The organism is Nesterenkonia muleiensis, assembly GCF_003600155.1.
GTDB lineage: Bacteria > Actinomycetota > Actinomycetes > Actinomycetales > Micrococcaceae > Nesterenkonia > Nesterenkonia muleiensis.
The window spans coordinates 15,356-28,668 of sequence record NZ_QWLD01000040.1 but is presented as its reverse complement, the minus strand read 5'-3'; the positions used below and the strand labels follow the sequence as shown (position 1 = coordinate 28,668).

22 protein-coding genes are annotated in these 13,313 nt (G+C 62.6%); 13 read left to right on the top strand and 9 right to left on the bottom strand.

Annotated features, from left to right (window positions below; translation table 11 throughout):
- Positions 1 to 5: 5 nt before the first annotated feature.
- Genes DVO78_RS11175 through DVO78_RS11165 form a run of 3 tightly spaced genes read right to left on the bottom strand, consistent with a single transcriptional unit; the run spans position 6 to position 2,069 of the window.
- Complete coding sequence (locus tag DVO78_RS11175; protein WP_120004988.1) at positions 6 to 875, bottom strand: alpha/beta hydrolase; 870 nt, start codon at positions 873 to 875, stop codon at positions 6 to 8.
- On the bottom strand, positions 872 to 1,468 hold the full coding sequence (locus DVO78_RS11170) for a TetR/AcrR family transcriptional regulator (protein ID WP_120004987.1): 597 nt from the start codon (positions 1,466 to 1,468) through the stop codon (positions 872 to 874). The genes DVO78_RS11175 and DVO78_RS11170 overlap by 4 nt, the downstream gene beginning before the upstream one ends.
- 1 nt (position 1,469) lies before the next feature.
- On the bottom strand, positions 1,470 to 2,069 hold the full coding sequence (locus DVO78_RS11165; RefSeq protein WP_120004986.1) for a hypothetical protein: 600 nt from the start codon (positions 2,067 to 2,069) through the stop codon (positions 1,470 to 1,472).
- Between the two features lie 340 nt (positions 2,070 to 2,409).
- Between DVO78_RS11165 and DVO78_RS11160 the strand changes: the two genes are divergently transcribed.
- From DVO78_RS11160 to DVO78_RS11135, 7 genes are all read left to right on the top strand, one after another.
- On the top strand, positions 2,410 to 2,745 hold the full coding sequence (locus DVO78_RS11160) for an ArsR/SmtB family transcription factor (protein WP_120004985.1): 336 nt from the start codon (positions 2,410 to 2,412) through the stop codon (positions 2,743 to 2,745).
- The gene (locus tag DVO78_RS11155) at positions 2,738 to 3,172 is read left to right on the top strand and encodes an SRPBCC family protein (protein WP_120004984.1); all 435 of its coding nucleotides are present in this window, start codon (positions 2,738 to 2,740) and stop codon (positions 3,170 to 3,172) included. Before DVO78_RS11160 ends, DVO78_RS11155 begins: the two co-directional genes overlap by 8 nt.
- A gap of 44 nt (positions 3,173 to 3,216) precedes the next feature.
- Complete coding sequence (locus DVO78_RS11150; protein ID WP_120004983.1) at positions 3,217 to 3,576, top strand: nuclear transport factor 2 family protein; 360 nt, start codon at positions 3,217 to 3,219, stop codon at positions 3,574 to 3,576.
- Between the two features lie 14 nt (positions 3,577 to 3,590).
- Positions 3,591 to 3,938, top strand: coding sequence for a TfoX/Sxy family protein (locus tag DVO78_RS11145; protein WP_120004982.1), 348 nt, complete (start codon positions 3,591 to 3,593; stop codon positions 3,936 to 3,938).
- Positions 3,935 to 4,078, top strand: coding sequence for a hypothetical protein (locus DVO78_RS17770; RefSeq protein WP_202912171.1), 144 nt, complete (start codon positions 3,935 to 3,937; stop codon positions 4,076 to 4,078). Before DVO78_RS11145 ends, DVO78_RS17770 begins: the two co-directional genes overlap by 4 nt.
- Positions 4,050 to 4,256, top strand: a complete 207-nt coding sequence (locus DVO78_RS17765; protein ID WP_202912170.1) for a hypothetical protein — start codon at positions 4,050 to 4,052, stop codon at positions 4,254 to 4,256. The genes DVO78_RS17770 and DVO78_RS17765 overlap by 29 nt, the downstream gene beginning before the upstream one ends.
- Positions 4,257 to 4,369: 113 nt before the next feature.
- Positions 4,370 to 5,575 carry an MFS transporter gene (locus DVO78_RS11135; protein ID WP_120004981.1) on the top strand — a complete coding sequence of 402 codons (1,206 nt, stop codon included), beginning with the start codon at positions 4,370 to 4,372 and terminating at the stop codon, positions 5,573 to 5,575.
- 28 nt (positions 5,576 to 5,603) lie between these two features.
- Here the strand turns inward: DVO78_RS11135 and DVO78_RS11130 are convergent, their stop codons facing one another.
- The 3 genes from DVO78_RS11130 to DVO78_RS11120 are packed head-to-tail and all read right to left on the bottom strand — an operon-like array spanning position 5,604 to position 7,055.
- Complete coding sequence (locus DVO78_RS11130; protein WP_120004980.1) at positions 5,604 to 5,969, bottom strand: hypothetical protein; 366 nt, start codon at positions 5,967 to 5,969, stop codon at positions 5,604 to 5,606.
- A complete protein-coding gene (locus DVO78_RS11125) occupies positions 5,962 to 6,459 on the bottom strand; it encodes a hypothetical protein (protein ID WP_120004979.1) in 498 nt (165 codons plus the stop codon). The genes DVO78_RS11130 and DVO78_RS11125 overlap by 8 nt, the downstream gene beginning before the upstream one ends.
- Positions 6,456 to 7,055: an RNA polymerase sigma factor gene (locus DVO78_RS11120; RefSeq protein ID WP_120004978.1), complete on the bottom strand. Its 600-nt coding sequence runs from the start codon at positions 7,053 to 7,055 to the stop codon at positions 6,456 to 6,458. The genes DVO78_RS11125 and DVO78_RS11120 overlap by 4 nt, the downstream gene beginning before the upstream one ends.
- A 124-nt stretch (positions 7,056 to 7,179) precedes the next feature.
- Here DVO78_RS11120 and DVO78_RS11115 point away from each other — a divergent pair, with 124 nt between their 5' ends.
- The 6 genes from DVO78_RS11115 (at position 7,180) to DVO78_RS11090 (ending at position 9,765) form a co-directional block, all read left to right on the top strand.
- Positions 7,180 to 7,647 (top strand): Asp23/Gls24 family envelope stress response protein, encoded by a 468-nt coding sequence (locus tag DVO78_RS11115; RefSeq protein ID WP_120004977.1) that lies wholly within the window; start codon positions 7,180 to 7,182, stop codon positions 7,645 to 7,647.
- 31 nt (positions 7,648 to 7,678) lie between these two features.
- Complete coding sequence (locus DVO78_RS11110) at positions 7,679 to 7,861, top strand: hypothetical protein (RefSeq protein ID WP_120004976.1); 183 nt, start codon at positions 7,679 to 7,681, stop codon at positions 7,859 to 7,861.
- The gene (locus DVO78_RS11105; protein ID WP_157984000.1) at positions 7,858 to 8,265 is read left to right on the top strand and encodes an Asp23/Gls24 family envelope stress response protein; all 408 of its coding nucleotides are present in this window, start codon (positions 7,858 to 7,860) and stop codon (positions 8,263 to 8,265) included. The genes DVO78_RS11110 and DVO78_RS11105 overlap by 4 nt, the downstream gene beginning before the upstream one ends.
- A gap of 53 nt (positions 8,266 to 8,318) precedes the next feature.
- On the top strand, positions 8,319 to 8,837 hold the full coding sequence (locus DVO78_RS11100; RefSeq protein ID WP_157983999.1) for a DUF6286 domain-containing protein: 519 nt from the start codon (positions 8,319 to 8,321) through the stop codon (positions 8,835 to 8,837).
- Positions 8,834 to 9,472 carry a hypothetical protein gene (locus DVO78_RS11095; RefSeq protein WP_120004973.1) on the top strand — a complete coding sequence of 213 codons (639 nt, stop codon included), beginning with the start codon at positions 8,834 to 8,836 and terminating at the stop codon, positions 9,470 to 9,472. The genes DVO78_RS11100 and DVO78_RS11095 overlap by 4 nt, the downstream gene beginning before the upstream one ends.
- A gap of 89 nt (positions 9,473 to 9,561) precedes the next feature.
- Positions 9,562 to 9,765: a CsbD family protein gene (locus DVO78_RS11090; protein ID WP_120004972.1), complete on the top strand. Its 204-nt coding sequence runs from the start codon at positions 9,562 to 9,564 to the stop codon at positions 9,763 to 9,765.
- A 106-nt stretch (positions 9,766 to 9,871) separates the two neighbouring features.
- Here the strand turns inward: DVO78_RS11090 and DVO78_RS11085 are convergent, their stop codons facing one another.
- The 3 genes from DVO78_RS11085 to DVO78_RS11075 are packed head-to-tail and all read right to left on the bottom strand — an operon-like array spanning position 9,872 to position 13,240.
- Positions 9,872 to 10,504, bottom strand: coding sequence for a trimeric intracellular cation channel family protein (locus tag DVO78_RS11085; protein WP_120004971.1), 633 nt, complete (start codon positions 10,502 to 10,504; stop codon positions 9,872 to 9,874).
- A gap of 6 nt (positions 10,505 to 10,510) precedes the next feature.
- Positions 10,511 to 11,518: a site-specific tyrosine recombinase XerD gene (xerD, locus tag DVO78_RS11080; RefSeq protein ID WP_274380759.1), complete on the bottom strand. Its 1,008-nt coding sequence runs from the start codon at positions 11,516 to 11,518 to the stop codon at positions 10,511 to 10,513.
- A 6-nt stretch (positions 11,519 to 11,524) separates the two neighbouring features.
- Positions 11,525 to 13,240 (bottom strand): CTP synthase, encoded by a 1,716-nt coding sequence (locus tag DVO78_RS11075; protein ID WP_120004970.1) that lies wholly within the window; start codon positions 13,238 to 13,240, stop codon positions 11,525 to 11,527.
- Positions 13,241 to 13,313 lie beyond the last annotated feature (73 nt).

Sequence of the window (13,313 nt, the reverse complement as noted above, 5' to 3'; positions counted from 1 at the left end):
CGGTTTCATGATGTGCCCCGCAGAGAGGCGAGCGAGTCAAGGAAAGACGTCACCGCGGCGGTGTACTGCTGGGGTGCGGACTTGAGGCCCTGGAGATGACCCGCGGGGAACTCGGCGACAGTGGCGTCGGGATACCTCAAGGCCAGGGCCTGGATCTGTTCGGGTTGGACTACTCGGTCCTCGGTACCGATGAGGAAGAGCATGGGTGTGCTGCCGGCGGCCGTGGCTTCTGCTTCTGGGGGCCAGGTGGTTCCGAGCATCGTGACCGCAGACGAAGCGAACGCTGTGACGATGGCGGGCCGCCGAAGCAGACTGCGGATCGCGGCCGGAACGTGGAGACCTCCTCCGGTGAGGAAGTGGCGAAGTGTCGCGTCCAGGTCGAGTCCTGGTCCGCTGTCGCAGATGATGGCGTCGATCGGTGTTGTCTGCTGACGCAAGCAGTGCAGCGTGGGGAAGGTTGAGAAGGAGAATCCCCAGATAATGAGTGTTTCGCTCTCGGGCCAGGTGTTTGCTGCGGCAGTGGTGCACGCGGTGATGTCGTTGCTGTAGCGCTCCGCGAGGTGGTCCTGGGCGTCATCGGTTCCGGAGCGTCCGTGATTGCGGTGATCGAAGAGCAGGACGTGATACCCGAGCCCGTGCAGCAGAGCCGCGTGACGCAGGCTCGCGGACTTGGTCAATCCGATGCCGTGCCCCACGATGACCGTGCCTGTCCCGAGGCCCGGGACGAGCCACAGGTGGAGATCGATGCCATCGCTGGTCCGGACTGTCAGCTCCGAGGCCGGGAGGTTGAGGTCGGCTGGATGGCGGTGGTGCTTCTTGCGAGGCGGGTGGAAGAGCGTGCGGGCCAGTCGCCTGCCGATCCCGGCGGCGATCATCTGACCGGCTCCTGGCGGGCCAGCACCGCCAGCGAGGCGGTGGCCACCGTGTGCTCCAGCCAGGATGGTGGCTGTGCACTGCCGATGATGTGCCCAACGGCGGCATAGGGAATCTCTATCAGCGCGAACCGTGTTCTGCCGAGGGTCTCAGCAGTGGCCTGGCCGAAATGCGCCGCCGTGAACGCGATGACCGAGCGTTTGACCTCGTCGTTGAGGGTGGCGAGCTCGCCGCCGAGTTCATCGGGCCAGAGGGCGATGAGGTCCTCGCGGCGGTACATGGTCAGCATCTTCGCCTCGCTGCGGTGGGCTGCGCTCCACTGCAGGGTGTGGGTGACGGCCAGCCTGGCGGCAGTATCTGATTCCTCGTGCAAGAGCGCTTCGAGAAAGCCCTGCTGGAAGCGCTTCACAGTCCTGATCCACAGCGTGGCCAGAATCAGATCGCGTGAGACGAATCGGTGATAGATGGACCCCGACGGTGCGCCAAGCCGCTTGGCGATAGCGACCACCGTGGCGGCATGAGCACCGTCCTCTGCGACCAGCCCCAGTGCTGCATCCAAGATGTCCTGGTCGGTGTACTTCGCCGTTCTCCCCATTTCAGCCGTTCCTCTCACTCTGGTGCTGGCGCTGATCGACACCGCGTGCTTCCTGCTCAGCGAGTTCGCTGAGGACTCGTAACTGTTTACGCATCATCACCACATCACCCCAGGCCAGCAGATACCTGCGGAAGCGGCCCATCCGTCTCCCGATCGGCGGCATCCACAGCGCCACGCTCAACTGGGACCAGGACTCGGCCGCTTGGGAGATCTGGTACTTCACGGTGATGGTACCGAAGGCTCTGGTGGGCCATCCCGGACTCATCCGCAGCGTCAACGATTTGCCCGGCTCGTAGCCGGTGAGGATGAAGATGGTCATGAACCTCTGCCCCACCCTCAAGTCCTGCATTCCAGGGTCCGCCTGGCGGGGACTGCGCCGTCCGAAGTTGTCGATCCAGTCGTAGCTATAGGGGGCATGCCGCAACTGACACAGCCACAAGAACAGCGCCTCGGGCTCCGCACTCGTGTAGACCGAGCGTGTCGCCAGACGCATCTGAGGCAAACCGGCGCACTCAAGCTCATCGGGGGCTTCGATCACCACCGGTGCGCCCCACGCCCACGGGAGGCGGCTGGCCTGCGTCCACACCACCCTGAACGACATGGACCCCTCCGACCTAGGACTAATAATAGAGACATCTCTCTACTATACGGGAACGGACGCATCAAAGCGCCAGAGAGGATCTTGAAAGCTCTCGGAGACGATTAACGACCTCGGCCGGTGCCAGCAGTTGGGGGCGGGCGAACAAATCGACGACTTAGCCACGCCTCTTCGCCGTCTCCAGGAACGCGTGCACGCGCGACCTGTGTCCGTGCATTCAGGAGGACGGGATGGCGAGATGGCCCAGGGGTGGCATGAGCGAGACATGAGATTGCACGTGTACACGTAAGTACAAGTGTATATTTGTGTTATGGTAAAAGTGGATCGATCAAGGAGAGTGACGATGGACGCTGAGGCTGTGGAGGACGTTGATCTGGCGTTGCGTGCGCTCGCGGATGGGAACCGGCGAGCGATCCTGCGGGCGATCCGCTCAGCCCCGCGATCAGTGGGCGTCATCGCCGAGGAAGTCAGGCTCTCGCAGCAGACGACGTCTCACCATCTGGGGGTGCTCCGAAAGGCGGGGCTGGCTCTCGGCACTCGTGAGGGCACGCGCCACCTGTTCGCGGTGAACACCGACGGCCTTGCGGCGGTGCGCTCGTACTTGGACGATTTTTGGCCGAGCAAACTGTCTGCACTCAAGACTGCCCTTGAGGTCAGGGAGGGCGATCCGCGTGGCTGAGTTCCGGGACTCCATCGACATCGCGGCCTCACCCGAGACGGTGTTCGAGTATCTCACCACGAACTCAGGCATGACGGCGTGGATGGGTCAGTACGCCGACCTGGAACCGACTCCCGGCGGCAGGTTCGCGGTCGATATCGCCGGGCACCCGGTGCGGGGGAAGTATCTCCACGTCGAGCATCCGAGTCGCGTGGTGGTCTCCTGGGGCTTCGCGGGGAGTGAGGATCTACCTGTCGGGGCATCGACGGTCGAGTTCCGACTCACCCCGATCACAGGCGGCACGCGGGTTGATCTCTGCCATTCCGATCTGCCCGGCACCGAGGTGCGTGGTCACGCTGATGGGTGGGCGAACTTCCTGCCCCGCCTGGCTGTTGTCGGGGCAGGTGGTGATGCGGGGCCGGACCACTGGCAGCCCCTCGCCGACTGAACGAACCAACCGTCGCATCTGTGACACGAACAGAGGAGAGTCTTATGGCACAAGACGCTGCCTACGACATTGTGAAGCGCTACCACCAGGCGTGGACGGCCGGCGACGTCGAGCACGCGATGAACTACGTCGCCGACGACATCTCTTGCTGTGCCCCAGGTGTCGATCTGAACGGCAAGGACGCCTACCAGGACTTCATCGCAGGATTCGCGCCTGCACTGACCGGCATCGGCGATATCGCTGAGTTCGTCGATGGGGATCGTATCGCGCTTTTCTACTATCCGCAGACTGCTGCGACATCTACGACTCCGGCTGCCGAGTTCTTCACCATCATGGACGGGAAGATCGCAGAGAGCGTGCTGATCTTCGACCGGCCCTCCTACGGCCCGCCCGAGCAGGAATAAGGCGGGATGCCGTGATGGCTCCCGCACAGACCGCACTCATCGAACGTCTCCGTATGCTCCTGGCTGACGAGCCGGTGATGCGTGAAGTATCGATGTTCGGCGGCAGGTCGTTCATGGTCAACGAGAAGATGATCGTCAGCGCCCTGAAAGACGGAGGCCTCTTGGTGCGTGTTGACGCAGACCGACACGACGAACTCCTGGGTCGTCCAGGCGCTGTGCAGGCGGAGATGGGGCCGGGACGCGACATGGGGGCTGGTTGGATTGAGGTCAATGCCGACACCATCAGCGACGATAAGCAGCTCTCTTCCTGGGTTGAGATCGCGATCGATTACAACCGGGCCGTGACCGGAGACAGAGCATGAGCACCTTCCAAGGCTTCCCACCGGGTTTGTTCGACTTCTTCACAGACCTGCAGCAGGACAATTCCAAAAGGTTCTGGCAAGCCAACAACCAGCACTGGGAGCGCGACGTGCGTGCCCTCGATGCGATCACTGCTGGTTGAGCTCTCCGAGGAGTTCGGGCCGCTGCGCATGTGTCGCGCCACCATCGTTCAGGAATGGGCAACCGGAACTGCCGGCTGGATGCACACGCCCAAAGCCCTAGACGTGATCCGGGACGTCTGGCGCAGTGCGGCACCGCTCAAAGTCTGGCTTGATACCCACGTATCCGTGCTTCCTTAGAACCAACAGGCCGGCGGTGTTATTGTAGATAAACGGCATGCGCCGGTCGGTGCAATCGCTTCTTCAAGGGAGTCCGGCTCCCGGGTGGGTGGGCATACTCATGGAGGTATGCCTTGCTCGGAGCCTATTCGCCCGTTCTTCGCACCCATCAGGTCAAGCCACGGTTCGCCGCCGTGTTTCTCAGTGCCGTGCCGCTGGGGATGCTCTCTCTTACTATCGTGCTCTGTGTCCACGAGTGGACCGGAGAACTGATGGCAGCAGGTCTGATCAGCGGCCTGTTCGGCCTGACAAACGCTGTGGGGCTGATCATTCAGGGCCCGTTGATCGACCGTTGTGGATCACGTCCGGTGGTGATGACTGCCGGTGGGATCTGCGCAGCAGCTCTCCTAGGCTTCGGGACCGTTGGGTCATTCGGCGGCCCGCTGTGGATCATCGCGGCTATGGCTGCGGCGGCTGGAATGTCGGTGCCGGCCATCACAACCTCGGTGCGATCATGGCTTCCAGGGGTGTTGTCAGAGGACTCAGACCGGGCAGCTTCCTACGCTTTGCTCTCGGCATTGTTCCGAAGTGCTGTCACAGTGGGACCGCTCCTGGTCTCGGTGGCGCTGCTCATGCACGGACCAGAACTGGCTGTGATGATCGCCGCGCTGCTGATCGTGGCCGCAACCGTGGTCTTCTCATTCACCGGTGAACGCCCACTGAGGACCAGAGCCGTTGCACTCAGCACTGGCTCAAGGGGCCGCGCAGCCTATTCGCCCGGATTGCGAACCCTCCTCATTGCTGCGACCCTGGCGGGCCTCGCGGTCGGAGTGACCAGTGTCGCTGTCCCCGGGATCATGAACTCCTCAGGAGTGGCCGCAATCGCCGGAGCCGCCTTCGGTGCACTCGCCCTGGGCGAAATGCTGGGTGCGCTCGTGTTCGGCTCACGTACCTGGCCAGGACAACGGCGGGTCCAGCTGCCCATCATCCAAACACTGGTAGCCCTGGTCGCCCTGCTCGTCTTCCTGTCCTCCCAACAGCCCTGGCTGTTGGTCACCGCCATGTTCGGCGCTGGAATCATCAGAGCGCCTGTGTCGATCGTGAAGTCGGCACTGCTGGACCAGGTGGTCCCCGCTGCCGGTCTCGCCCGCGGTTACTCCATGCTGGTGGCCACCGGGCTCGTATCAAGCGCCACCGGCAACGCCATTGCCGGGCTGCTCGCAGATCACGTAGGCGTTGACAACCTTCTGCTGGTTCCAGTCCTCACCCTCGCCCTGGCCAGCGCATGGACAGCCTCCCGGTACCGCACGCTCAACACAGCAACACCACTCGGCAGATAAAGACCAACCAAGTTAAAGGCGCGTCCTATCAGCTGATCCCGAGAATACGCACTTTGATGGTGATATCGCCCCAGCCGCTGAGGCCCCCGGGAGAATCTGCACCGCAATCGGCCTGAGCGATCTTATGAACGGTTTCGTGCACCGCATCGGTAATCGTCCCGGTGGAGAACCCTCGGTCTGCATAGAAATCTGCGTAGATGGTGGTGCCGGCGCGGCGGACGACGATGTCTATTCCGGAGGCCTCTGGCACATCATTGCCGAAGACTGCGCGGGCAGAACGGCTCAGCATCTCCCGGTAACTCGGCACCAGCCGTGCCACACCAGGGGTGGAAGAAACGGCGCGGACAAGATCATCGTGAAACAGACGCAGACGGTCGCTCTGAGTGTCAGTCATCGTAGATGTCCTCCACACGCAGGTCGATAGAGGCTGTTTCGATCCCGAACGTCCCGTTCAGCATCTCCGAAATCGCTGCCCGCAGCTGAGGGACAACTCGTTGCAGAGACTGGGTCGGCGCCATGGTCAAAGATGCTTCCACATCGAATCGGGAGGCCGATTCATCCACACAGCGAAGTCCTACTCTTCGGGCACGCAAACCACCGATTCCGTCGATGACGCCACGGACTTCAGCTCGTATGGCCGAGGTGGTGACGTCAAAACGATTCCCGCGCGGGGAGACGAGCTCCGTGCTGGGTCCGCGCAATGATTCCTGTTGGACGATGTCCATAATTCGTTGCTTCAGCGTCGAACCGGCAATCTCGTCTGGCTCCGAGGAGCCACGGTAGTCCGCCAGCACGTCTTCAAGGCGCCCGTAACTGGCCCTCAGGTGCTCATCCTCAGGAAACTCGTCAGGGACGTCGAGGGTGTCATCGCCATTGTTGCTCATAACCACCCCTCCATTCCTTGGACGATCGACATACGCGCCCTGTGAATCCGGCCACGAACACTGTTTTCGGTGACTTTCAGGATATCGGCAATCTGGGCGTAGGACTCCCCCTGCATTTCGAACAGGACCCACGCCAGCTTCTGTTCCGGCGGCAGCTGGGCCAGCACCTGCTCGAGGGCTCTCACCGCCTCAGACACCTCGGCGTTGCGCTCCGGAGAGACACCCAGATCAGCGAAATCCTGGAGATCGGATGAATCCGTGGGGACACTGCGGCGTGTTTCTCTCTTACGGATGAGGTCAACGCAGGCGTTACTGGCCAAGCGATAGATCCATGCCTTGAACCGAGCAGGATCATGAAGAGTGTCGAATCGGCGCCATACGGTCAAAAACGTGTCCTGGACGATGTCTTCGGCTTCCTGCGCGTCGCGGACCATTCGGTGGCAGAAGCTTCTCAAGGGCCGCTGATACTGGTCGACCAGAGCTTCGAAGGCTCGGAGGTCTCCGTCCATGGCGCGCAGGACAAGAGTCCGTTGGCTAGATTCGAAACCCTCGGCATTGCCTGCGGATGATCTCTCCGTAGGCTCCCCATCTCTCATGGCGCCATACTAACCGCGGTCGGGCAGAAAGTTTTTAAAAAAGTTTCCACTCAGACCGTGAGGATTTCCCAGAACGTCCGTCTTACTTGATGTCCGCAATATTTCTAGTCAAGGAGGAACCATCATGGCTCAGACCAAGAACCCAGCGAGCGACCAGAACGAGAACCGCTCAGCGTCCCTGTCCGAGATCAAAAACAGCCCGCTTGTCACCGACCAAGGCGTCACAACGGTCGAGGAGACAGTGATCCAGAAACTCGCAGGCTTGGCTGCCCGTGAAGTCCCCGGGGTTCACGCGCTGGGCAATGCTGCCCGACGTACCTTCGACGCCATTACCGAGCGCATTCCAGGCTCCCAGACCCACGTCGGCGGCGGTGTCTCGGTCCAGAGGGGCGAAACTGAGACCGCCATCGACCTCACCGTCATCGTTGAATACGGAGCAGCTGTCGTCGAGGTCTCCGACGCTATTCGACACAACGTCACCCGGGCGGTACAGCACGGAACTGGACTGGACGTGGTCGAGGTCAATATCACCGTGACCGATGTTCATCTGCCGGAGGACGATGACGACGAGTCCGAGAACAACCTGGCCTGAGACACCTCACTGACAAGCGAAGGGAAAGCCCATGAGCAGAACCACCATCGGCCTGATCGTAGGGTTGGTCCTCGGCGTTGTTGCCGTCACCCACGGTTTTCTGGCCTTCCTCTCGGTAGCGTTCATCGGGGCCGTCGGCTTGGTCGCTGGGATGGTGCTGGAGGGTAAGCTCGACGTCTCCACTGTTCTGGCACGCGAACGGTCCCGCCGATGAGCACCCAAACGCCCATTCGATCCGCTCGGCAGCGGACAGACAGGACCCCTGCGCAGTCGCCGAGCGGACCCGGTACCTTGCGAGTGCGCGACGTCGTCATCGAGAAAACCGCATCTCAGATACTGCGCGAGAACGCGCTGGCCTCCGCTGCCCCCGGAGCATTCCGTACGCTCCTGGGCACCAGGGGCGAGCCCGGAGAGCACATACGTCCCAAAGCCCGTGCCGAGGTCTCGGGAGGGCGGGCTGAGATCACCGTCCATCTCAGCCTGCCTTACCCCTTGCCCCTGCGCAAGACCACCGAGGCACTGCGCGATGAGCTTCGCCAGCGGGTACACCAGATCACGGGAATTCCGGTGGGCCCGGTGGACCTTCGGATCGAACATCTCGTGGCATGGGAGGAATGATGAAACCGTCTGAATCCAAGCCATCTCGACTCACCGTCCGCCCAGATCGCCTGATGCCTGCCATGATCGCCAGCCTGGCCCTGATGATCTGCGGAGGACTGGGCCTGTGGTGGGCAGTGTGGGTCCTCAGCGGGCAAGGCTCACTGGAGGAATTCTCTCTCTTCTCCTCAGCTTCGCAGCTGTCATGGGGGTCAGCCCTGCTGGGCGCTCTCAGCGGCGTCGTGCTGATTCTGGGGATTGTCCTGATCCTTGCCGCCGTGATTCCGGGCAGACCCTTGCTGGTGCGGCAGGCACCGAACCACGGTGCACAGGACCATGACATCTCCACCGCCTTCACCACCCGCGGAATCAGCCGCATCGCCGTGGCAGAGGCCGAGAGACTCGACGGGACCGTATCCGCATCGGCAACAGCCTCACAGCGTCATGTCCGCGTCATCGTCAACAGTGTGGCCAGGGACCGGGACACCGTGCGTCAACACATCCATTCGTCGATCCAACAGAGGCTGGAGGACTTCGGCCTCCGGCGGCAACCAAGGATTATGATCACGGTCCGGAAAAGGGAGTCTCGATGATGCTTCGACGTTCCAAGACATCGAACCGCCTGTGGCTGTTCATCCTGGGGGTTCCGCTCCTCATGGCCGGCGCTGCGGGTCTTTGGGGAAGTTTCGGCAGTGATGCGCTCGGGCTTCCTCTTCCTGAAAGCGGCACTTCGCTGGCGGATCTCGGAGAGTTACCGGAATGGACCGCCTGGGTGCTGCTGGCAGCCTCCGCTGCGCTGGCACTTGTGGGGATCATGTGGTTCACCGCTGCCCTCCCGCGTCCTGAACGGGTGCGCCACTACCTTCTGCAGCATGACGGCAGCACTGGTCTGACCGAACTGCGGACAAAGGTTCTAGGCGACGCTGTCGAAAGCCACTGCCGCACTGTGCCTGGGATCGTGGACGCGACCGCGCACCTCGGGGGATCAGCCCAGTATCCGGAACTCAGCCTGCATATCGAAGTCGACGAGCGCAGCGATATTCCCGCCGCCCTGGGCTCTGTGAAAACAGTGGTGCTGCCGGGTCTGGCGCAGACCATCGAAGGAGAACTGCCGACGGCGAGGATCATCGTCGACCCTGTACGGAAAACCCGGAGCAGCAAGTACGCCACTGTAGCAACAGAACAGGAGAATGCCGTCCACAGCACTATAGCGCCACAACCGTCCTGAACGCTTTCGCCCCTACCTGAAGAACCAATTCGCTATCACCTAAAAATGCGATGCCACAAGCACATCACACCCGAAGAAAGGACATATCCATGGGACTCGAGGACAAGATCAGCAACGCCTCCGACAAGGTCGCCGGCACACTGAAGCAGACCTACGGAAAGGTGACCGGAGACAAGGAAACACAAGCTGAGGGGGCGGCTCAAAAAACCAAAGGTGAAGTCAAAGAGACCGGCGAGAAAGCCAAAGACACGCTGAAAGACGCCGCCGATTCAGCCGAGGGGCTGGGTAGGTAAGCACAGAATCTGAAGACTGGGCCGGCTCCTCCGTGGAGCCGGCCCAGTCTTCATCTGGAATCGCTATCGCACAGCGTCATTGACACACCAGGCAGATGATCAGGTCTCATCCGCCGGTGACGCGCCTGCCAGCAAGAGGGATGCGCCAACCATAGTGCAGTGAGAGCATCCGCAGTGTGAAGACCAGAGCGGAGATGGTGATGCCGATCCAGATGCTGAATACTCCCAGCTCCAGGATGAGCACCATCAGCCCCGCACCGAGCATCGCGGGAACGGCATAGACACCGTTGGGGTTGAAGATCTGCGGGGTCTCGTTGGCGACCACATCGCGCAGCGCGCCACCGCCCACAGCCGTGGTCAGGCCCAGCAGTGCGCAGGCCACGGGATTCAGCCCAGCATCGGCGGCGATGATCGTGCCCGTCAGGCAGAACAGAGAGAGTCCCGCAGCGTCGAAGACCAGCAGCGTCCTGCGGAATCGCCCCTCACGCAGAGCGTTGCCCCAGACCAGCAGCACAGCCAGTGCCGCCGGGAGCAAGTACATAGGGTTGATCAGGGCCAGTGGCGGGCCCTGCCCGATGAGCACGTCTCTGGCAACACCTCCTCCGAGTCCGGCCAAGCTGGCCAACAGCAGCGAACCGACCAGATCGAACTCCTTGCGGGCAGCCAGCAGCGCACCGGAGACGGCGAAGGCGAAGACTCCCAGCAGCTCGAGAGTCAGCAGCAGCACTTCCACGGTGATCTCCTCTCAGCGTGCCCGTGGGTGGGCGGTCACATACTGCTCCTGCAGGGACTCTGCGGTGACCTTGGTGTAGATCTGGGTGGTGGTCACCGAGGCATGACCCAGCAGCTCCTGGACTGTGCGGATGTCCGCTCCCCCGTCGAGCATATGCGTCGCGCAGGAATGCCGCAGGGTATGCGGTGAGACCTCAGCGGTGATCCCTGCCGCCCCAGCCGTCTTCTTCAAGACTTCCCAGGCCGACTGTCGGGAAAGCCGGCTGCCGAGCTTATTCAGAAACAGCGCCGGCGAGGCCCGGCGTCCCGACTTCTCCGCCAGCCCGGGCCGGCCGGCGCTCAGATAGTCACCCAGGGCCTTCTGCGCCATACGCCCCAACGGCACCATCCGTTGCTTATTGCCCTTACCGGTCACTCTGACCAGCACCAGACCCTCCTCCCCCGACGGCTGGAACGCGTGCACATCGTCAACGTCCAGGGCCACCGTCTCACTGATCCGAGCTCCGGTGGCGTAGAGAAACTCCAACAGCGCCCTGTCACGCAGACCAAGCGGCTCCGCCGGATTGGGAGTATCGATCAACTGGGTGACCTCATGGACGCTGAGCGCTTTGGGCAGTGATTGGGTGATTTTAGGGGCGACGACGTCGGCCGCGGCGTCGTGCCCGGTTCTGCCCTCCTGTGCCCAGTACTTGTGCAGCCCTCGCACCGAGGCGAGCATCCTGGCCGCTGAACGCTCGGAGAGCACCGTGCCACCGTCGGCGCCGGTAGTGACCGCCTGCAGGTACTCGGCGATGTCTCCGGAGTCGACCACAGCCGGGGTGTGGGCTCCCCTGGTGGTCAGGTACGCGGCGTACCGGGTGAGGTCACGCTGGTAGGAGGCCAGGGTATTGGCCGATGAGCCCCGTTCGATCCGCAGATGCGCCAGATAGTCAGCCACCTCCGGCCAGAGCGCGGAGGACTCCGCCATGGCGCGCAGCTCTGCCCGATGACCCGCCGCCCGGCGGTCAGCTGAGGTGCTCACGGCATACTAGCCGCGCCCGGCCTGTCCGGACCGAGCCTGCTCAGCTCGGCTCAGCCCTGCCCCGACCAGTCCGGCGAAAAGCGGGTGCGGATTGGTGGGCCGTGACTTCAGCTCCGGGTGCGCCTGGGTGGAGACGTAGTAGGGGTGGACATCCCGGGGCAGCTCCACGAATTCGACCAACAACCCGTCGGGACTGGTGCCGGAGAAAACCAGCCCCGCCGCAGAGAGCTGCTCACGGTAGTCGTTGTTGACTTCATAGCGGTGCCGGTGGCGCTCGGAGACCTCAGTGGTGCCGTAGGCTTCGGCCACCACGCTGCCTTCGGTCAGCGATGCCTGATAGGCGCCAAGGCGCATGGTGCCACCCAGGTCGCCTGCACCTTCAACGATGTTCTTCTGCTCGGCCATGGTGGCGATGACCGGGAACTCGGTGTCCGGGTCGAACTCGGTGGAGTTGGCCTGGGCCAAACCCAAGACGTTGCGGGCGTACTCCATGACCATGGTCTGCAGTCCCAAGCAGAGACCGAGGGCGGGAACGCCGTTCTCCCGGGCATAGCGCAGGGCGCCGATCTTTCCGTCGAGTCCGCGGACACCGAACCCGCCTGGCACGCAGATGGCATCGACTCCGGCCAGGGCCTTGGCTGCCCCTTCGGCGTCGGCGCAGAGGTCAGAGGGCACCCAGCGGATCTTGGTGCGGGTGTTATGCGCGAACCCGCCCGCCCGCAGCGCTTCGGTCACCGAGAGGTAGGCATCTGGGAGGTCGATGTACTTGCCGACCAAGGCGACTTCGACCACATCGTCGGGGTTATGGACCACATTGAGCAGCCGGTTCCACTTGGACCAGTCGACGTCCTTGAACTTGAGGTCCAGCGACTGGACCACATAGGCATCGATGGCCTGCTTGTGCAGGATCTTGGGAATGTCGTAGATGCTGGGAGCATCGGCGCAGTTGATGACCGCATCGGCGTCCACGTCGCACATCCTGGAGATCTTGCCTCGGATATCAGCGGGCAGTTCGCGGTCGCTGCGCAGCACGATCCCATCGGGTTGGATGCCCAGCGAGCGCAGGGCGGCCACTGAGTGCTGAGTCGGCTTGGTCTTCAGCTCCTGGCTGGGCCCGATGTAGGGCACCAGGGAGACGTGCAGGAAGAACACGTTTTCCCGGCCGATGTCCTGACGCAGCTGGCGGGCGGCCTCGAGAAACGGCTGGGACTCGATGTCTCCGACGGTTCCGCCAATTTCGGTGATGATCACATCAGGGGCACCCTCCCCTTCAGCGGGCAGCCGCATCCGGCGCTTGATCTCATCGGTGATATGCGGGATGACCTGGACGGTGTCGCCCAGGTAGTCACCCCGGCGTTCCTTCTCGATGACCGAGGAGTAGATCTGGCCGGTGGTGACGTTGTTGAGCCCGTCAAGGTTCTCGTCCAGGAACCGTTCGTAGTGGCCGATGTCCAGGTCAGTCTCGGCACCGTCCTCGGTGACGAAGACCTCTCCGTGCTGGAAGGGGTTCATGGTCCCGGGGTCGACGTTGAGGTACGGATCGAGCTTCTGCATGACCACGGAGAGTCCGCGAGCGCGCAGAAGATGCCCCAACGATGATGCTGTGAGCCCTTTGCCGAGCGAGGAGACCACACCGCCGGTCACAAAGATCTGACGGGTGGTGTCGGGACCGATCTGATTCCTGGAGTTAGTACGCTGCGCCACGGAGTTCCAGCCTAGCACCCGGCTCGATGTTTGGTGTCATTGCGCCCCCGTTTCTGATCTACCCTCGCGTACAGTCCAGTCGGGCCGGTAG